Origin of the sequence: uncultured Nocardioides sp. (assembly GCF_947488025.1) — a bacterium.
Taxonomy (GTDB): Bacteria; Actinomycetota; Actinomycetes; order Propionibacteriales; family Nocardioidaceae; genus Nocardioides.
Genome location: NZ_CANKYS010000001.1, coordinates 428,387 through 445,056 on the forward strand (window position 1 = coordinate 428,387; position 16,670 = coordinate 445,056).

The 16,670-nt window shown below is 71.6% G+C and carries 20 protein-coding genes; 8 read left to right on the forward strand and 12 right to left on the reverse strand.

What is annotated here, in order from left to right:
* Window positions 1-47 precede the first annotated feature (47 nt).
* Genes Q1B24_RS01935 through Q1B24_RS01945 form a run of 3 tightly spaced genes read left to right on the forward strand, consistent with a single transcriptional unit; the run spans window position 48 to window position 3,059 of the window.
* Window positions 48-1,310 carry a cytochrome P450 gene (locus Q1B24_RS01935; protein WP_299922638.1) on the forward strand — a complete coding sequence of 421 codons (1,263 nt, stop codon included), beginning with the start codon at window positions 48-50 and terminating at the stop codon, window positions 1,308-1,310.
* A gap of 30 nt (window positions 1,311-1,340) precedes the next feature.
* Window positions 1,341-2,048 (forward strand): sortase, encoded by a 708-nt coding sequence (locus tag Q1B24_RS01940; RefSeq protein WP_299922639.1) that lies wholly within the window; start codon window positions 1,341-1,343, stop codon window positions 2,046-2,048.
* Between the two features lie 60 nt (window positions 2,049-2,108).
* Window positions 2,109-3,059 (forward strand): phosphotransferase, encoded by a 951-nt coding sequence (locus Q1B24_RS01945; protein WP_299922642.1) that lies wholly within the window; start codon window positions 2,109-2,111, stop codon window positions 3,057-3,059.
* Here Q1B24_RS01945 and Q1B24_RS01950 read toward each other — a convergent pair.
* Window positions 3,056-3,664 (reverse strand): methyltransferase, encoded by a 609-nt coding sequence (locus Q1B24_RS01950; protein WP_299922644.1) that lies wholly within the window; start codon window positions 3,662-3,664, stop codon window positions 3,056-3,058. The two genes, Q1B24_RS01945 and Q1B24_RS01950, sit on opposite strands and share 4 nt — an antisense overlap.
* The gene (truA, locus tag Q1B24_RS01955) at window positions 3,657-4,493 is read right to left on the reverse strand and encodes a tRNA pseudouridine(38-40) synthase TruA (protein ID WP_299922646.1); all 837 of its coding nucleotides are present in this window, start codon (window positions 4,491-4,493) and stop codon (window positions 3,657-3,659) included. The genes Q1B24_RS01950 and truA overlap by 8 nt, the downstream gene beginning before the upstream one ends.
* Before the next feature lie 127 nt (window positions 4,494-4,620).
* Between truA and Q1B24_RS01960 the strand changes: the two genes are divergently transcribed.
* Genes Q1B24_RS01960 through Q1B24_RS01980 form a run of 5 tightly spaced genes read left to right on the forward strand, consistent with a single transcriptional unit; the run spans window position 4,621 to window position 7,655 of the window.
* Window positions 4,621-4,986 (forward strand): metalloregulator ArsR/SmtB family transcription factor, encoded by a 366-nt coding sequence (locus Q1B24_RS01960; RefSeq protein ID WP_299922648.1) that lies wholly within the window; start codon window positions 4,621-4,623, stop codon window positions 4,984-4,986.
* Window positions 4,983-5,504 (forward strand): SRPBCC domain-containing protein, encoded by a 522-nt coding sequence (locus Q1B24_RS01965; RefSeq protein ID WP_299922650.1) that lies wholly within the window; start codon window positions 4,983-4,985, stop codon window positions 5,502-5,504. The genes Q1B24_RS01960 and Q1B24_RS01965 overlap by 4 nt, the downstream gene beginning before the upstream one ends.
* Entirely contained in the window at window positions 5,504-6,082 is a 579-nt protein-coding gene (locus Q1B24_RS01970; RefSeq protein WP_299922652.1) for a maleylpyruvate isomerase N-terminal domain-containing protein, read from the forward strand. The genes Q1B24_RS01965 and Q1B24_RS01970 overlap by 1 nt, the downstream gene beginning before the upstream one ends.
* A complete protein-coding gene (locus Q1B24_RS01975) occupies window positions 6,079-6,678 on the forward strand; it encodes a dihydrofolate reductase (RefSeq protein ID WP_299922654.1) in 600 nt (199 codons plus the stop codon). The genes Q1B24_RS01970 and Q1B24_RS01975 overlap by 4 nt, the downstream gene beginning before the upstream one ends.
* A gap of 20 nt (window positions 6,679-6,698) precedes the next feature.
* Window positions 6,699-7,655 (forward strand): ketopantoate reductase family protein, encoded by a 957-nt coding sequence (locus Q1B24_RS01980; protein ID WP_299922656.1) that lies wholly within the window; start codon window positions 6,699-6,701, stop codon window positions 7,653-7,655.
* Between the two features lie 208 nt (window positions 7,656-7,863).
* Here Q1B24_RS01980 and rplQ read toward each other — a convergent pair whose 3' ends face one another.
* The 10 genes from rplQ to Q1B24_RS02030 all read right to left on the reverse strand — a co-directional run bounded on the left by rplQ (window position 7,864) and on the right by Q1B24_RS02030 (window position 16,633).
* Complete coding sequence (rplQ, locus tag Q1B24_RS01985; RefSeq protein WP_299922658.1) at window positions 7,864-8,466, reverse strand: 50S ribosomal protein L17; 603 nt, start codon at window positions 8,464-8,466, stop codon at window positions 7,864-7,866.
* 164 nt (window positions 8,467-8,630) lie between these two features.
* The gene (locus Q1B24_RS01990; RefSeq protein WP_299922660.1) at window positions 8,631-9,647 is read right to left on the reverse strand and encodes a DNA-directed RNA polymerase subunit alpha; all 1,017 of its coding nucleotides are present in this window, start codon (window positions 9,645-9,647) and stop codon (window positions 8,631-8,633) included.
* A 125-nt stretch (window positions 9,648-9,772) separates the two neighbouring features.
* The gene (gene rpsD, locus Q1B24_RS01995; RefSeq protein WP_299922661.1) at window positions 9,773-10,381 is read right to left on the reverse strand and encodes a 30S ribosomal protein S4; all 609 of its coding nucleotides are present in this window, start codon (window positions 10,379-10,381) and stop codon (window positions 9,773-9,775) included.
* Window positions 10,382-10,409: 28 nt separating this feature from the next.
* A complete protein-coding gene (gene rpsK, locus Q1B24_RS02000; RefSeq protein WP_056906616.1) occupies window positions 10,410-10,805 on the reverse strand; it encodes a 30S ribosomal protein S11 in 396 nt (131 codons plus the stop codon).
* An 82-nt stretch (window positions 10,806-10,887) separates the two neighbouring features.
* Entirely contained in the window at window positions 10,888-11,262 is a 375-nt protein-coding gene (rpsM, locus tag Q1B24_RS02005; RefSeq protein WP_172262137.1) for a 30S ribosomal protein S13, read from the reverse strand.
* A 155-nt stretch (window positions 11,263-11,417) separates the two neighbouring features.
* Window positions 11,418-11,531 (reverse strand): 50S ribosomal protein L36, encoded by a 114-nt coding sequence (gene rpmJ, locus Q1B24_RS02010; protein WP_004008316.1) that lies wholly within the window; start codon window positions 11,529-11,531, stop codon window positions 11,418-11,420.
* Window positions 11,532-11,561: 30 nt separating this feature from the next.
* Window positions 11,562-11,783: a translation initiation factor IF-1 gene (gene infA, locus Q1B24_RS02015; protein WP_056599768.1), complete on the reverse strand. Its 222-nt coding sequence runs from the start codon at window positions 11,781-11,783 to the stop codon at window positions 11,562-11,564.
* Window positions 11,784-12,004: 221 nt separating this feature from the next.
* On the reverse strand, window positions 12,005-14,467 hold the full coding sequence (locus Q1B24_RS02020; RefSeq protein ID WP_299922667.1) for a transglutaminase domain-containing protein: 2,463 nt from the start codon (window positions 14,465-14,467) through the stop codon (window positions 12,005-12,007).
* Window positions 14,464-15,645: a DUF58 domain-containing protein gene (locus tag Q1B24_RS02025; RefSeq protein WP_299922669.1), complete on the reverse strand. Its 1,182-nt coding sequence runs from the start codon at window positions 15,643-15,645 to the stop codon at window positions 14,464-14,466. Before Q1B24_RS02025 ends, Q1B24_RS02020 begins: the two co-directional genes overlap by 4 nt.
* A 16-nt stretch (window positions 15,646-15,661) precedes the next feature.
* Window positions 15,662-16,633: a MoxR family ATPase gene (locus Q1B24_RS02030; RefSeq protein WP_299922671.1), complete on the reverse strand. Its 972-nt coding sequence runs from the start codon at window positions 16,631-16,633 to the stop codon at window positions 15,662-15,664.
* Window positions 16,634-16,670: the final 37 nt, after the last annotated feature.

Genomic DNA, 16,670 nt, shown 5'->3' on the forward strand with positions numbered 1-16,670 from the left:
GTTCTTCCTGATCGACGGTGACCGCGCAGGTGGGCTTGACTGGGTGCATGACCTCCTCGCTGCGCGGGACCGCCTTCCGGCTCGCGCTGTCGACCGCACGGCGGGTGCCCTACGTGCGCCGCGTGCCGGCGGGGATCCGGTTCCCGCTCGAGCGCGACGGGGTCGACCCGGTCGCCCGGCTGGCGACGACGCGTGAGACCGGTGAGGTGGTGCGCCTGGCGAGCCTGTTGGGCACCCGGGTCTGGCTGGTCACGGGGTACGGCCCGGCGCGGGCCGTGCTGGCCGACTCCGGCTCGTTCGCCAACGACGTGCGCGACATCATCGGCCGTCAGGACCGATCGCCGGCCGAGCGGATCGGTGGGCTCGGGATGACCGACCAGCCCGACCACGGACGTCTGCGCGGTGTTCTCACGCCGTGGTTCACCCGCCGCAGGATGGCCGAGCTCCAGGACGACATCGACCGCGTCGTCGCTGCCGCGCTCGACGACATGGCCGCCCACGGACCGGTGGTCGACCTCGTCGAGCGGTTCGGCTTCCGGGTCCCGTTCGGGGTCATCTGCGACCTGCTCGGCATGCCCGAGGTCGACCGCGACGAGTTCCGGCGGCACGGCGCTGCCCGCTTCGACCTCCGCGACGCGGGCAGCGGGATCTTCGACACCGCCGCCGGCACCCGGCAGTTCCTGATCGACCTGGTCGCGTCCGAACGGCGCAGCCCGCACCTCCCCGACGGGCTGGTGGCGCAGATGGTGGCCGAGCACGGCGCCGACTTCGACGACGTCGAGCTGGGCGGCCTGGCAGACGGGGTCTTCCTCGGCGGCTACGAGACCAGCGCCAGCATGCTCTCGCTCGGCACCTGGGTGCTGCTCCAGCACCCGGCAGCGTGGGCGACCCTGCAGCGAGGCGAGCCCGCCGAGGTCGACCGGGTGGTCGAGGAGCTGCTGCGCTTCGTGTGCCCGGTGCAGATGGCGTTCCCCCGCATCGCACGCCACGAGATCACGGTCGGCGACCAGGTCGTCCAGCAGGGCGACATCGTCCTCGTCTCGCTGACCGGAGCCGAGCGCGACCCGGCCCACCGCGTCGACCCCGAGCAGTTCGACCCGACCTCCGCCGGAGCGGGCACCCTCGCCTTCGGCCACGGGCTGCACCGGTGCGTCGGTGCCGAGCTGGCCCGGATGGAGCTGCGCACCGCCCTCGTCGCACTGGCCCGCAGGTTCCCCGACCTGGCACTCGCCTGCGACCCCACCGACCTGCGGTTCACCGAGCTCGCCATCGTCCACGGCGTGGCAGCCCTGCCGGTCCGGCTGGGGTGAGGGCGACCACCCGCTGCGTACGGTGGAACGGTGGTCCGGAGCGTCGTCGCCCTCCTCGCCGCGGCCGTCGTCGCGGTGGTGTCGGGCTGCTCGGCCGAGGGCGCGCGACGTACGACGAGTGAGCCCGCCCGGACGCCCGCCAGCCCACCCACCAGCCCACCCAGCGCGACGCCGTCCTCCCCACCCGCCGAGCAGCCGACCCCGCCCGTCGAGAAGACGACACCCGAGCCGCGCCGCTCGTTCGTCACCATCCCCGCGATCGGCCTGCGCGACTTCCCGGTGGTGCGCTACCGCGGGTCACCCGACGACGCCCCCGGGACCGCCCTGCAGAACGCCGGCGAGATGGCTTCGCCCCGCGGACCGCGCGGCGGCACGGGGCCCGGCGAGGTCGGCAACTACATCGTCACCGGGCACCGGCTGACCGGGACCGCTCCCCTGCGCAACTCTCCCTTGCTGGACCGCGGTGACCGGATCCTGGTCCGCACCGGTGACACCGTCCACGTCTACGAGGTACGGCGTACCCGCTGGACGTCGTTCCGGCAGCCGGCCTCCCTCCGCGCCCAGCGCGCCGAGGTGCCCGGCCGGCCTGCCGCGGACGCGACGAGGCCGATGATCACGCTGTCCACCTGCGCCACGCTCGAGGACCACGCCGCCGGCAACTACTGGTCCGACGAGTTCGACAACCCCGAGCACCGCATCGACAAGATCGGCGTCCTCGTCGCGACGCGGCCGGCCTGACGACCGGTCCGCCCGAAATGGCGTTGCCGGCGCGGCCCGGACCGGGATTGGATGCCCGCCATGCCGACCACTCCTGCCTCGCCCGGGCTCAGCGACCGGTGGCGCGACCCCGGCTTCCTCGACGCCGCCCACGCCTGGATCGCCGACCGGCTGAGCGAGTGCGACCGCGCCGTCGTCGGGGCGATCGAGCAGCCCCACGTCACCGACTGGTCGACGGTCATGCGGGTGCCGACGGAGGACGGACCGGTGTGGTTCAAGGCCAACGACGAGAGCATGCGCCACGAGGCGGCCGTGACGGCACTGGTGGCGCCACGCTCCGCCGGGCGGGTGCCGACGCCGCTGGCCGGGGATCCGCGCACCGGCTGGCTGCTGCTCGCGGACGCCGGCCCCCGCCTGCGCGACGTCATCCCCGTCGAGCGCAGCCTCGAGCGGTGGCACGACGTGCTGGAGGCCTACGCCCGGATCCAGGTCGCGTGCGAGGACGAGGTCGACGCGCTCCTGGCAGCCGGGCTCCCCGACCGGCGGCTCACCACGCTGCCCGAGGCGTACGACGACCTCCTCGCGCGCCTCGACGACACGGACCCGCGCCTGCCGGGCGCAGGCGCGATCGCCGACCTGTGCGAGCGGCTGGCCGCGTTCGGCATCGAGGAGACCGTCCAGCACGACGACCTCCACGACGGTCAGGTCTTCCTCGGCAACGGCGTGCACCAGGTGCTCGACTGGGGTGACGCCTGCGTCTCCCACCCCTTCTTCACCCTCGCGGTCACGCTGGAGGGCGTGGTGGCGTGGGGTGTCGACGACGAGGAGGGGTCCGAGGACGTCGAGCCCTACCGGACGTCCTACCTGCGCCCCTACGCCGAGCGCTACCCGCTGACGGACGCCGACCTCCACGAGGCGGCGCGGGTCGCCACGCGCCTGGGCTGGATCTGCCGCGCGGTCAACGGCCACCTGCCGCAGGACCCGGGCCACACCCACACCCGGCTGCGGATGTTCCTGGACGGCGGAGCCTAGGCGGGCGCCTCGGCCCGCCGGGTCTCCAGCACGCGGAAGCCCTTGCTGCTGGCGAGGCGCTCGGTCGGCCAGCCCTGCTCGGTCAGCCACCGCTGGAGGGAGTCGGCGCCGAGGTTCTTGCCGACGACGCTGACCATCCGGCCGCCGGGGGCCAGACGGGGCAACCAGGTGAGGAGCAGCTCGTGGAGCGCCTCCTTGCCGATGCGGATCGGCGGGTTGGACCAGATCTCGTCGAAGACCTGGTTGCCCGGCACCTGCTCGGGCAGGCAGGCCACGAAGCGCGAGTCGAGGCCGGCGGCGCGGGCGTTGTCGTTGGCCAGCAGCAGTGCGCGCTCGTTGACGTCGACACCGGTCACGTTGGCCAGCGGCACCGCCTTCGCGATCGCCAGGCCGATCACGCCGTAGCCGCAGCCCAGGTCGAGGAACTGGCCCTGCACGGGCGGCTCGAGCTCCTTGAAGAGCACGGCGGTCGCGTGGTCGAGGTGGCCGCGGCTGAAGACACCCGACCCGGTGTCGAGCGTCAGGGCGTGGCCCCACAGGTCGGCGGTGAAGCTCTCCCGCTCGAAGGGCACGCCGGGGTCGGCGGTGAAGTAGTGCTCAGGCATCGATCGCCTCTCGTCGGGCTCGTGCGCGCTCGGCCTGGGCGGCCAGCTCGTCGTCGTCGGGATAGCCGACCTCCTCCAGCGTGAGGCCGTGGGCGTGCACCACACGCACCCCCTGGTCGCGTCGCCGCCCGGCCATCACCTCGGCCGGCCAGCCGACGGGCTGCCGTCCCTCGCCGACCGCGATGAGGCAGCCGACCAGCGCGCGCACCATGTTGTGGCAGAAGGCGTCGGCGCGGACGGTGCCGACGACGAGGCCGGCGTCGTCGCGGCGCCAGTCGAGGTCGAGCAGGGTGCGGACGGTGGTCGCGCCCTCCCGCTGCTTGCAGAAGGAGGCGTAGTCGCGGAGGCCGAGCAGGGGCGCGGACGCCTCGTTCATCGCGTCGAGGTCGAGGCGCCTGCCCCAGGTCAGCACGTGGCCGCGCACGAGCGGGTCGGCGAGCTCCTGGGCGTCGGCGATGCGGTAGGCGTAGCGCCGCCAGACCGCCGAGAACCGGGCGTCGAACCCGTCGGGCGCCTCCACCATCCGGCGTACCCGCACGTCCGGCGGCAGGATCCCGTCCACGCGCCGCGCCAAGGCCTGCGCCGGGGGGTCCTGGGAGCGTCCGGCGGAGGCGGCCAACAGGTCGGCGACGACGTCCACGTGCGCCACCTGCCCGCGCGCGTGGACGCCGGCATCGGTGCGACCGGCCACGGTCACGCGCACCTCCGGCACCCGCAGCGCGGTGGCCAGCGCGGCTTCCAGCGTTCCCTGGACCGTACGACGCCCCGGCTGGGCGGCCCAGCCGGAGAAGTCGGCGCCGTCGTAGGCACAGTCGATCCGCAGGCGCACGACAGCGATCCTAGGCGTCGACCGCGCCCACCCCGATCCCGCCCGACCTTTGTCAACCAAGTGGTTGACAACTGCTGCCGCGGCGGCCTACCTTCTATTCAACCAATCAGTTGAAGAAGGGTGCTCCGTGACCGACCAGCTCTCCCGTGTCTTCGCCGCACTGGCCGACCCGACCCGGCGCGACATGGTCGCCCGCCTCACCGAGGGCGACCACTCCGTCAACGACCTGGCCGCGCCCTACGACGTGAGCCTGCAGGCCGTCTCGAAGCACCTCAAGGTGCTCGAGGACGCCGGCCTGGTGACGCGGACGCGGGAGGCCCAACGACGTCCGGTGCACCTGGAAGCCGAGGTGTTCGACCTCATGACGAAATGGATCGAGCGCTACCGCCGACAGGCCGAGGAACGCTTCGGGCGCCTCGACGCCGTGCTCGCGCGGATGCAGGACGACGACGACCCCAGCTCCACCCACCCGCAGGAAGGAACCGCATCATGACCACCGTGCAGAGCAACGACGCTGCCACCCGCTACCCCGAGGCCGCCATCGAGGCCGACCCGACCGTGCCGGCCATCCACATCTGGCGCGACTTCGCCGCGACGCCCGCCCAGCTGTTCCGCGCCCACACCGACCGCGATCTCTTCGCCCAGTGGAGCGGTCCGAGCAGCGTCGGCGCCGAGATCACCGAGTGGGACGCGCGCGAGGGCGGCTGCTGGCGCTACACCGCCCGCGGCCTCGAGGGCCGCGACGAGTTCGAGACCTCCTTCCACGGGTGCTTCCACACCGTGCGCGAGGACCGCCTCGTCCAGACCTTCACCTGGGACGGGATGCCCGACGCCGTCGCGCTGGAGACGATGACCTTCGAGGACCTCGGCGACGGCCGCACCCGGCTCCACGCCTTCAGCCTGTGCGACTCCTTCGAGGCACGCGACGGCTGGCTGAGCAGCGGCATGGAGGTCGGCGTCCACGACGGCTACGCCGCCATCGACCGGATGCTCGCCGAGGGCACCCTCTGATGGCCCTCCCCGACGACCCGGCGGACCGCCACGCGGCGGTCGCCGGGGGCTTCGGGCGGCTGGTGGCGCAGACGACCGACTGGTCGGCGCCCGCCCCGGTCGACGGGTGGACGGCTCGCGACGTCGTCGGCCACCTCGTCGGCTGGTTCCCGCCCTTCCTGGCAGGCGGCGGCGTCGACCTGTCCGCCGGCCCCTCGGCGGACGACGACCCGGTCGCTGCGTGGCGGCACCAGGCCGTCGCCGTGCAGGCCCTCGTCGAGGAGCGGGGCCACGAACCGTTCACCCATCCCCGCGCCGGCAGCCACCGGCTCGCCGACGCGGTCGACCGCTTCTACACCGCCGACGTCTTCATGCACTCGTGGGACCTCGCCCGTGCCGGCGGCCATGAGCCGGGGCTCGACGACGACTACGCCGGCCAGCTGCTGGAGGGGATGCGCCCGATCGAGCAGCTGCTCCGCGACTCCGGGCAGTACGGCCCCGCGGTCCCCGTGCCGGACGACGCGCCCGTCGTCGACCGGCTCATGGGCTTCGTCGGTCGCGATCCCGCCTGGCGCGCCGGCACCGGAGGCACCCCATGAGCACCGTGGTGATGAGCAACGTGGTCTCGGTGGACGGATTCATCGCCGACCTGCACGACGATCCGGGCCCCCTGTTCGAGTGGTACTTCAACGGCGACCGGGCGCTGGACGCCCAGGACATGGCCGACCCGGCGCCCGGCGGACTGCGGGTGTCGCAGACGTCGTACGACTACGTCCGCCCCGTGTGGGACTCCATCGGCTGCATGGTGATCGGGCGCCACCTGTTCGACATCACCAACGGGTGGGAGGGGCGTCCCCCGACGGGTGACCACGTGGTCGTGGTGTCGCACCGACCGAAGCCAGAGGGGTGGCACCCGGAGGCGTCGTACCACTTCGTCGACGACGTGACCACGGCGATCGCCACCGCGCGTGACCTGGCCGGCAACCGGACGGTGTCCGTCGCCGCCGGCGACGTGGGCGGACAGGCCCTCGCCCTCGGTCTCGTCGACGAGGTGGCCATGGACGTCGTGCCGGTGGTCCTCGGCACCGGCAAGCGCTACTTCGGCGCGGTCGAGACCCAGCACCTCCTCGACGACCCGGAGGTCGTCGTCCAGGGCGACCGGGTCCTCCACCTCCGGTTCCGCGTGCGCCGCTGACCCCTCGTAGGGTCGAGGCCATGAGGTACGTCGTCTACGGTGCTGGCGCCGTCGGTGGAGTCATCGGCGGCACGCTCGCCCGGGCCGGCCACGCGGTCACGCTGGTGGCTCGGGGCGCCCACCTCGAGGCCATCAGGGCGGAGGGCCTGGTGCTCGACGCCGGGGACGGCCGCCACCGCATCGACGCCCCGGCCACCGACACGGCGGCCGAGGTCCGGTGGACCGACGACACCGTCGTGGTGCTGGCGGTGAAGTCCCACCAGGCGACCGCCGCCCTCGCCGACCTCCGCGCCCACGCCCCGGCCGACGTACCCGTGGTCTGCGCCACCAACGGCATCGCCACCGAGGCTGCTGCACTGCGCCTGTTCGCGAGGACGTACGCCGTCTGCGTGATGCTCCCGGCGACCCACCTCGAGCCCGGCGTGGTGGTGGCGTCGTGCCACCCGACGCCGGCGATCCTCGACATCGGCTGCTTCCCCGGTGGCACCGACGCCACCACCGCTGCCGTGGCCGCAGACCTCCGCGCCGCAGGGATCGCGTCGGAGGAGCGCGCCGACATCATGGCGATGAAGCGCCGCAAGCTCGTGATGAACCTCGGCAACGGGGTCGACGCGTCCTTCGCCCAGGGCGACGCTGCCGCCGAGCTCGCCGAGCGGGCCCAGGCCGAGGGCGAGCGGGTGCTGGCCGCGGCCGGCCTGACCGTCGTCACGGCCGAGGAGGAGCGCGAGCGGCGCGGCGCGACCCTGCAGCGCCGGCCGGACCTCGAGCGTCGCGGCGGCTCCACCTGGCAGAGCCTCACCCGCGGCACCGGCGACTCGGAGATCGATTACCTCGCCGGGGAGGTCGTGCTCCAGGGCCGGCTGCACGGCGTCCCCACGCCGGTCAACGACGCCGTGGTCGCGGCCACCCGCCACCTCGCCGCCACCGGCGGCGCCCCCCGCAGCCTCGACGCCGCCGAGGTCCTCGCCCGCCTCTGAGCCCCGCCGAGCGGTGGGTGAGACACCTTCTCGGCCCTCCGAACCTGCACCACTCACCGCCATGACGACCAGCGGTGCGTGAGCCACCTTTTTGCGCGCCCAGAACCTGGCTGGGCCACCGCTCCCCCGCGTGTCGTCGTACGCCGCCCCGGACGCACGAAGGCCCGCCACCCCCAGCGGGGTGACGGGCCTCGGTGAGGACCTGGGATCAGGCCTTGGGCTCGTCCGACTCCTCGGCAGCCTCAGCGGCGGCCTCGTGCTCGGCGGCAGCAGCCTCGTGCTCCTCGGCGGCAGCCTCGTGTGCCTCGGCAGCAGCCTCGTGCTCGGCGGCCGCGGCCTCGTGCTCCTCGGCCGAAGCGGTCTCGGCGGTGGTGTCCTCGACCGGCTCGTCGGCGGCGGGCGCCGGAGCGGCAGCAGCCGACGTCTTCTTGGTCGAAGGCGCCTTCGGGCTGTAGGCCTCGGTCACCAGCTCGATGACCGCCATGGGGGCGTTGTCGCCCTTGCGGGGGCCGATCTTGGTGATGCGGGTGTAGCCACCGGGACGCTCGGCGAAGGTCGGCGCGATCTCGGTGAACAGCGTGTGCACGACCGACTTGTCGCGGACGGTCTTGAGGACCTCACGACGGTTGTGCAGGTCGCCGCGCTTGGCCTTGGTGATCAGCTTCTCCGCGACCGGGCGCAGCAGGCGCGCGCGGGTCTCGGTGGTGGTGATCCGGCCGTGCTCGAACAGGGCGGTGGCCAGGTTCGACAGCATCAGGCGCTGGTGGGCGGGGCTGCCGCCGAGGCGGGGGCCCTTCTTGGGCTTGGGCATTGGTCTTCTCGTTTCTCCCGAGCCGTATCAGGTACTCGAGTAGATGGGTTTCAGTGGATCTGGGTGGTGATGGTGCGTGCCACGCAAGGCGGAGGAGGAAGGCGTCCCGGGTTTGGACGTCGACCGACGACAACGCCGCGAGGCGCGTGCCAGCGCCGCTCAGATCAGAGCTGCTCGTCCTCGATGAACGCATCGTCGTCATCGTCGCCGTAGGCGGCGAGGGCGGCGTGCGGGTCGAAGCCGGGCGCGCTGTCCTTGAGCGAGAGGCCCATCTCGACGAGCTTGGCCTTCACCTCGTCGATGGACTTCGCGCCGAAGTTGCGGATGTCGAGCAGGTCCTGCTCCGAGCGCGAGATGAGCTCGCCCACGGTGTGGATGCCCTCGCGCTTGAGGCAGTTGTAGCTGCGGACCGTGAGCTGCAGGTCCTCGACCGGCAGGGCCAGGTCGGCAGCCAGCTGCTCGTCGACGGGCGACGGGCCGATGTCGATGCCCTCGGCCTCGACGTTGAGCTCACGGGCCAGGCCGAACAGCTCGACGAGCGTCTTGCCGGCCGAGGCGATCGCGTCGCGGGGACGGATCGACTGCTTGGTCTCGACGTCGATGACGAGCTTGTCGAAGTCGGTGCGCTGCTCGACACGGGTGGCCTCGACCTTGTAGGTCACCTTCATGACGGGGCTGTAGATCGAGTCGACCGGCATCCGGCCGATCTCGTTGTCGGCACCCTTGTTCTGCACGGACGAGACGTAGCCGCGGCCGCGCTCGACGACGAGCTCCATCTCCAGCTTGCCCTTGTCTGACAGCGTGGCGATCTTGAGGTCGGGGTTGTGCACCTCGACGCCGGCGGGCGGGGTGATGTCGGCGGCGGTGACGTCACCGGCGCCGGACTTGCGCAGGTACATCACGACCGGCTCGTCGTGCTCGGAGGAGACGACGATGCCCTTGAGGTTGAGGATGATCTCGGTCATGTCCTCGGTGACGCCCTCGATGGTCGAGAACTCGTGGAGCACCGAGTCGACCTTGATGCTGGTGACGGAGGCACCGGGGATCGAGCTGAGGAGCGTACGACGCAGCGAGTTGCCGAGCGTGTAGCCGAAGCCGGGCTCGAGGGGCTCGATGACGAACCGCGAACGGAACTCGTCGACGGTCTCTTCCGTGAGGGTAGGGCGCTGAGCGATAAGCACGGAGTTTTTCCTTTCCGGATCCACCCACTATTTGACGGATCCGAACCTGATGAGGTTGGCGGAGAAGAAGGAATGGGACGAGCTGAGCCGGTGGTCGCCCGCCGAGGGCGACCACCGGCGGTGGATCACTTCTTGGAGTAGAACTCCACGATCAGCTGCTCCTGGACCGGGACGTCGATCTGCGCCCGGACCGGGACCTGGTGGATCAGGACGCGCATCCGCGACGGGATGACCTCCATCCAGGCGGGGGTGACGCGCTCGCCGTGGGTCTCACGGGCCACGATGAGCGGGGTCAGCTCGAGCGACTTCTCGCGCACGTCGATGATGTCGTGGTCGGTGACCTGGTAGGACGGGATGTCGACCTTCTTGCCGTTGACCAGGAAGTGGCCGTGCACGACGAGCTGGCGGGCCTGACGACGCGTACGGGCGAACCCGGCGCGGTAGACCACGTTGTCGAGGCGGCACTCGAGGAGCTGCAGGAGGTTGTCGCCGGTCTTGCCCTGGCGACGGCTGGCCTCCTTGTAGTAGCGGACGAACTGCTTCTCCATCACGCCGTAGGTGAAGCGCGCCTTCTGCTTCTCACGGAGCTGCAGCAGGTACTCGGACTCCTTGATGCGACCGCGGCCGTGCTGGCCGGGGGCGTAGGGACGCTTCTCGAAGGCAGCGTCGCCGCCGACGAGGTCGACACCGAGACGGCGCGACTTGCGGGTCATGGGACCGGTGTAGCGGGCCATGTGTCAGTCTCTCTTTCTCAGTCTCGGGTCAGACGCGGCGGCGCTTGGGCGGCCGGCATCCGTTGTGCGGGGTGGGCGTGACGTCCTGGATGGTGCCGACCTCGAGGCCGATGGCACCCAGTGACCGGATGGCGGTCTCACGACCCGAGCCCGGGCCCTTGACGAAGACGTCGATCTTCTTCATGCCGTGGTCCATGGCGCGACGGCCGGCGGCCTCGGCAGCCATCTGGGCGGCGAAGGGGGTGGACTTGCGCGAGCCCTTGAAGCCGACGGTGCCGGCAGAGGCCCACGAGATCACCGCACCGGTCGGGTCGGTGATCGTGACGATGGTGTTGTTGAACGTGCTCTTGATGTGGGCTTCGCCCTGAGCGACGTTCTTCTTCTCCTTGCGGCGCACCTTGGTCGCGCGGCTCTTGGGAGGCATTCAGTAACTCCTGATGAGGTCTGGTCTGGAAGCTTGCGTAGGGACTGAAGTGATCAGCGCTGCACCCGATGAGGGGCGCAGATCACTTCGCCTTCTTCTTGCCGGCGACGGTGCGCTTGGGACCCTTGCGGGTGCGCGCGTTGGTCTTGGTGCGCTGACCGCGGACCGGGAGGCCCATGCGGTGGCGGCGACCCTGGTAGCTGCCGATCTCGATCTTGCGGCGGATGTCCGCCTGGACCTCACGGCGGAGGTCACCCTCGATCTTGAAGTTGGCTTCGATCTCGTCGCGAAGCTTGACCAGCTCCTCGTCACCGAGCGTGTGAACGCGAGCGTTCGGGTCGACGCCGGTGGTCTCGAGCAGCTGCTGGGCGCGGGTACGGCCGATGCCGTAGATGTAGGTGAGAGCGACCTCGATGCGCTTGTCGCGCGGGAGGTCAACACCAACGAGGCGTGCCATGTGGCGGTTCCTTGTCTGTTCTCGCATCGGTTTCGGTTCGTGTCGCGTCCCATCCCGCCTCGGGTGGGCTCCGGCCGGTGCTCCGGAGGTGACTTCGACTCAGGCGGTGCCCGGTCTAGCGATCACGTTGTGGGGTGGTGCAGGTGCTGCTGGTCTCAGCCTTGCCGCTGCTTGTGGCGCGGGTTCTCGCAGATGACCATGACCCGACCGTGACGGCGGATGACCTTGCACTTGTCACAGATGGGCTTGACGCTGGGGTTGACCTTCATGTCAACGATCCTTGCTACTCGGCTGGCTGGTTACTTGTAGCGGTAGACGATGCGACCCCGCGTGAGGTCGTACGGCGAGAGCTCCACCACGACCCGGTCCTCGGGGAGGATCCGGATGTAGTGCTGTCGCATCTTGCCGCTGATGTGCGCGAGCACCTTGTGCCCGTTGGCCAGCTCCACGCGGAACATGGCATTGGGAAGGGCCTCCACGACGGTGCCCTCGATCTCGATCACGCCTTCTTTCTTCGGCATGTCCTCCACAATCTGTTGCAGTGCTGGATCAAAATGCTGGTGTCTACCGTGGCCCGGGAACCGCCCGGCACCCTGCTGCGCAGGTGGCCGGTGGACCTCGTGAGGCGGTCCGGGGAGCCTCTTCCCCGGGCACGCGTGCAGCCGTCTGGGACGATCACACGAGATTCCGGGCAGCCGCGAGGCGCCACGAAACACAGCCCACGTTGGGCCGACGCACCAGTTTAGTCAGGCGTGCGTCGAGAACGCCAATCACCGAGGGCGCGCAGGCGCCGGGTCACCGCCGCGACACGCCCGGGCGCGGGGGCGGGGTCCTCGACCGGGGCCGGCGCTGCGTCGCGCGTGGGCGCGGACGTCGTACGCCGCAGGGAGCGGAGGCTGACGGCAGCGCGGACCCGCTGCCACCGGCCCACGTCGTGCGACATCGCCCGGCGCTCGGCGTCGACCGACTCCCAGTAGGTGCTCGCCGAGGCCACCTCGGGCACGCTCGGGCCGAAGACGAAGCTGTCGGCCCGGCGGGCCAGTGCACCGGCCTGCCCGGACACGATCCCGACCGACTGCTCGCGGCGGGTGACGGTCGGGCCCAGCGGCACGGGCTGACCGAGGTCGCGGGCGTGGTCCACGAGCTCGCGCCAGGCACCGACGAAGCGCGCCGAGGGCGAGGCCGCGCTGCGCCGACGGTGCCGACGGAACGCCTTGAGCCCGACCACGGCGGCCAGCAGCAGCGCGGCCACGAGCAACGGCACCCCGACGTACGTCAGCACGATGCCGACCCACGCGGGAAGCCCCGGGATCAGGCTCTCCTCGTCCTCCTCGGCCTTCTTCTTGCGGGTGGCCTTGCGCTCCTTGAGGTCGGCGTCGCTCTGCTCCCCCGCGTCCGACGGCGGCGGGATCGGGTTGGGCGGCGGGATGACCGTCCCGGACATCGGCGTGTTGGTCTCCGGCACCTGGTCGGCCGGCGGGGTGTCCGACATGAACATCTCGGTCGGCAGGGTCTTCCACGACCCGTCGGCGGCGCGGAGCTCGACCCACGCCGCGACCTCCTTGCCGGTGACCCGGCCGCCCTCCGGCACGACTGCGCCCAGCACGACGCGGGCGGGCACACCGATGTCGTTGGCGATCAGTGCCATCGTCGCGGCGTACTGCTCGTCGTTGCCGACGATCTGCGGCGCGTTGACGAACTCGTCGGACAGCCGCCAGGCGCTGTGGCCGGCGACGTAGATGCGCTCGGTGCGACCGATGCCGTCGGAGTACTTGCCCTCCGAGCGGAGGTGCTCGGCCGCGGCCAGCACGCGGTCCATGGGGTCGGTGCCGCCCTCCTCGCTCCACTTCTCGGCCGGGCCCTGGATGAACGCCGCGCCCGCCGGCAGCGGCGTCAGGTCGGCCGACCCGACGGTCTCGTCGGTGAGCTCGTCGTCGGGCTCAACGGCGGTGAAGGAGTAGCGGTCGCCGGGCTGCATCCCGGTCGGGACGACGGCGGTCGAGGTGGCGAGGTTGTAGCGGAACACCTCGGCCTTGGCACGTGCGTCACTGGTCTCGAAGGCCATCGACCGCAACGCGCCGACGGTGGGCAGCCACACCCCGCTCCACCCCTCGCCGAGGGTGACGCTCGCCTCGACCTCCGTGCCCCGGACCGGGTTGTCGATCGTGGACGAGACACGCTGGAAGGAGTCGTCGGCAGGGCCGGGCAGGGCGTTGTCGGTGGCGCCCCACACCATCCCGTCGTAGCGGTCCATCGTCGCGAACCGCACCCGGGTGCCGACCGGGACGCCGTCGATGTCGAGCAACGTCTTGTCGTAGACGTTGGCGGGGTTGGGCTCGCCCTTGAGGTCGACGTACTTGCGGAAGCCGGCGAGCGGGGAGGGGTAGCGGCCGATGTCGAAGGGCGGCTCCACCCAGGAGCGGGCCACGGCACGGCGGGAGTCGTCGGCGACGAACAGCGCGCTCACCGGGTGCGCGAGGAGCGCCGCGAGACCCAGCATCACGACCGCGCCGACACCGCGGACGTACGACGTGCTGCCCCCGTGCACGGTGGCACTCGCCCGGCGGGCCCGGACCGCCAGCCAGCCGAGGGCCAGCGCGGTGAACACGGCGCCCTGCAGGACGAGGGACTGGGGGTGCCGCACCCCGAGCAGGATCGCCGCGGAGAGGACGACGGTCATCCCCGCCACCGGCAGCAGTGCTGCGAGCCAGGCGCGACGCACCGGCTGGTGGGCGAGCGCGGTGCCGACCAGTCCGGCGACCATGCCCGCCAGCCACGGCAGCACCAGCAGCGGCCCGTCGCCGTCGACGGGCGGCAGCGTGGTCAGCAGGTCCTTCCAGCCGAAGATCGCCTGGTCCGCGACGCGGGCGAGGGTCGATGCCCCGGGGAGGGTGTAGGCGTCGCCCAGCGAGCGCAGGCAGAGCGGTCCCCCGAGCAGGAAGAACAGCACGAGACAGATCACGACCGCGGAGATGACCGGCCAGCCCGCAGCGCGGGTCAGGTGGGTGACCACGACTGCGAGCACGGCGCCGAGCAGGCCGACCACGAGGTAGGCCGAACCGGTGAACGAGGACCCGAAGGCCGACAGCGCCACCGCGGCCAGGGCGAGCGCGAAGCCCATGTCGACCCACGAGTCGCGGTCGGGCACCAGGGCGCTGCGGCGTACGCGCGTGCGGGTGCCCGTTGCCGACGCGTCCGGTCTCATCGGACGCTCCAGCGGAGGAGGCCGCCGAGGTCTTCCTTGGCGGCGAGGTGGAGCACCGGGAGACCGCCCGTCTCGGTGACGCGGCTGGTGCCGTGGGGGTCGACCACGATGCCGAAGCGACGCACCTCGGGCGGGAAGGCCGCGGACGAACGCAGCAGGTCGGTGAACGGCGACTCGCTGCCGCCGATGAAGAAGGCGAGGCTGGTGTCGGGTGCCAGCATGGTGGCCTGGCGACCCGACTCGACCAGGCCGCGGTCCCCGAAGTCGGCGCGGCAGACAGCGTCGAGGGCGAGGTGGCCGTCGGAGCCCGAGGACGCGTGCGCGCCGCACACGAACGACACGTCGAACTCGTCGAGCACCGCCCGCACTGCGATGGAGGCGGCCACCGCCATCGCGGTCTCGAAGTCCTCGGGGTCGGACCAGGCGTCGAGCCGGTCGTCGACGACGATCGTGGCGTGGCTGCGGCGGGTGTCGAGGTACTGCCGCACGAGGAGGGCCGACTCGCCGGTCGAGGCCATCACCTTCGCCGACGACCGCCAGTGGATGTGGCGCAGATCGTCACCCGGGACGTACTCGCGCAACGCGTGGAAGGCGAGGTCGCTCTGGCTGACGGCGTCGGTCGAGACTCCCTCGAGGTCGCGCATCAGGCCCGCGCCCAGGGACTCCATCGGGACGAGGTGCGGGCGCACGAGCACCTCACGCACCGGCGTCCAGACCACGTCGCGGGAGAAGATGCCGACCGGGTCGCCCCGTCGCGTCATCGCCGGCCCGACCGCGATCACGCCGCGTCGCTCGGTGCGGATGGTGAACGACTCCTCGTGGGCCGCGCCGGGCGCGAGCGAGCTGATGCCGTAGCGGTGGACCGCCGACCCGACCGGGACCTCGAGCGTCGTCGGGACCAGGCGGGAGGAGGCGCGGTTGACGACCTGGACGCCGGCCGCGACCGACTCCCCCGCCGCCACCCGCTCGGGCTGCAGGCGCAGGTCGACCGTCACGGACGTACGGCCGAGGAGGAAGGGCAGCGCGAGCACCGTCAGCACCAGGCACCCCGTGCCCAGCACCGCCAGCTCGCGCCAATGCGCGACCACGGCGACCAGGAGCGCGCCCAGGCCGAGGCCGAGGACCAACCAGCCGATCGGCTTGATGACCTCGAGCGCGTGGTTCAGCCGCTGCCTCATCGACCTCATCGACGCGTCAGGCCCCTACGCGGTCGGTCGGGGGCGCGACGGCGTCGAGCAGGCGCGAGATGACGGTCTGGACGTCGACACCGCTGAACTGCGCCTCGGCGTCGAGCAGCAGCCGGTGCGAGAGCACCGGCTCGGCGAGGTCCTTGATGTCGTCGGGGACCACGTGGTCACGACCGTCTGCGGCGGCCCACGTCTTCGCGACGCGGACGAACGCCAGGCACCCGCGCGCCGACAGCCCGAGCTTGACGTGCGGCTGGCGGCGCGACTCCTCGGCCAGCTCGGCGACGTAGCCGATGACCGCGGGGTCGACGTAGACCTCGTCCGCCAGACCGCTCATCTGCGCGATCGTGGCGGCGGTGATCACCGGCGTGACCAGGGCGGCGCGGTCGCGGACGGCCGCGTTGTTGAGCAGCTCGACGGTCGCCTGGCGGTCGGGGTAGCCGACCGAGGTCTTCATCAGGAACCGGTCGAGCTGGGCTTCGGGCAGCCGGTAGGTGCCGGCCTGCTCGATGGGGTTCTGCGTGGCGATGACGAGGAACGGCCGGCCGACGGGGTGCGCGACGCCGTCGACGGTGACGCGCCCCTCCTCCATCACCTCGAGCAGCGCCGACTGCGTCTTGGGCGAGGCACGGTTGATCTCGTCGGCCAGCACGATGGTGTGGAAGATCGGGCCCGGGTGGAACTCGAACGTGCCCTTGTGCTGGTCGTAGACCGTGACGCCGGTGACGTCGGAGGGCAGCAGGTCGGGCGTGAACTGGATGCGGGCGTGGCTGCCCTGCACCGTGTTGGCCAACGCCCGGGCCAGCATCGTCTTGCCCGTGCCCGGAAAGTCCTCGAGCAGGATGTGCCCCTCCGAGAGCAGGCAGGTCAGCGCGAGCCGGACGACGTGGCGCTTGCCGAGGACGGCCTTCTCCATGTTGTCGGTGAGCTGGTCGAAGGTCGACTTGAACCATTCGGCCTGTTCATGGCTGATCGTCACGAGGTGCTCCTGGTGTGGGGGACGGGTCGATGGGGGT

What these genes read in the sequence shown, in the direction of transcription:
- Q1B24_RS01975 (WP_299922654.1), top strand. Translation starts at nt 6,079, where the DNA reads ATGAGCACCGTGGTGATGAGCAACGTGGTCTCGGTGGACGGATTCATC.
- infA (WP_056599768.1), bottom strand. Translation starts at nt 11,783, where the DNA reads ATGCCGAAGAAAGAAGGCGTGATCGAGATCGAGGGCACCGTCGTGGAG.
- rpsM (WP_172262137.1), bottom strand. Translation starts at nt 11,262, where the DNA reads ATGGCACGCCTCGTTGGTGTTGACCTCCCGCGCGACAAGCGCATCGAG.
- Q1B24_RS01965 (WP_299922650.1), top strand. Translation starts at nt 4,983, where the DNA reads ATGACCACCGTGCAGAGCAACGACGCTGCCACCCGCTACCCCGAGGCC.
- Q1B24_RS01950 (WP_299922644.1), bottom strand. Translation starts at nt 3,664, where the DNA reads ATGCCTGAGCACTACTTCACCGCCGACCCCGGCGTGCCCTTCGAGCGG.
- Q1B24_RS01970 (WP_299922652.1), top strand. Translation starts at nt 5,504, where the DNA reads ATGGCCCTCCCCGACGACCCGGCGGACCGCCACGCGGCGGTCGCCGGG.
- rpmJ (WP_004008316.1), bottom strand. Translation starts at nt 11,531, where the DNA reads ATGAAGGTCAACCCCAGCGTCAAGCCCATCTGTGACAAGTGCAAGGTC.
- Q1B24_RS01980 (WP_299922656.1), top strand. Translation starts at nt 6,699, where the DNA reads ATGAGGTACGTCGTCTACGGTGCTGGCGCCGTCGGTGGAGTCATCGGC.
- rpsK (WP_056906616.1), bottom strand. Translation starts at nt 10,805, where the DNA reads ATGCCTCCCAAGAGCCGCGCGACCAAGGTGCGCCGCAAGGAGAAGAAG.
- Q1B24_RS02020 (WP_299922667.1), bottom strand. Translation starts at nt 14,467, where the DNA reads ATGAGACCGGACGCGTCGGCAACGGGCACCCGCACGCGCGTACGCCGC.
- rpsD (WP_299922661.1), bottom strand. Translation starts at nt 10,381, where the DNA reads ATGGCCCGCTACACCGGTCCCATGACCCGCAAGTCGCGCCGTCTCGGT.
- Q1B24_RS02025 (WP_299922669.1), bottom strand. Translation starts at nt 15,645, where the DNA reads ATGAGGCAGCGGCTGAACCACGCGCTCGAGGTCATCAAGCCGATCGGC.
- Q1B24_RS01945 (WP_299922642.1), top strand. Translation starts at nt 2,109, where the DNA reads ATGCCGACCACTCCTGCCTCGCCCGGGCTCAGCGACCGGTGGCGCGAC.
- rplQ (WP_299922658.1), bottom strand. Translation starts at nt 8,466, where the DNA reads ATGCCCAAGCCCAAGAAGGGCCCCCGCCTCGGCGGCAGCCCCGCCCAC.
- Q1B24_RS01935 (WP_299922638.1), top strand. Translation starts at nt 48, where the DNA reads ATGACCTCCTCGCTGCGCGGGACCGCCTTCCGGCTCGCGCTGTCGACC.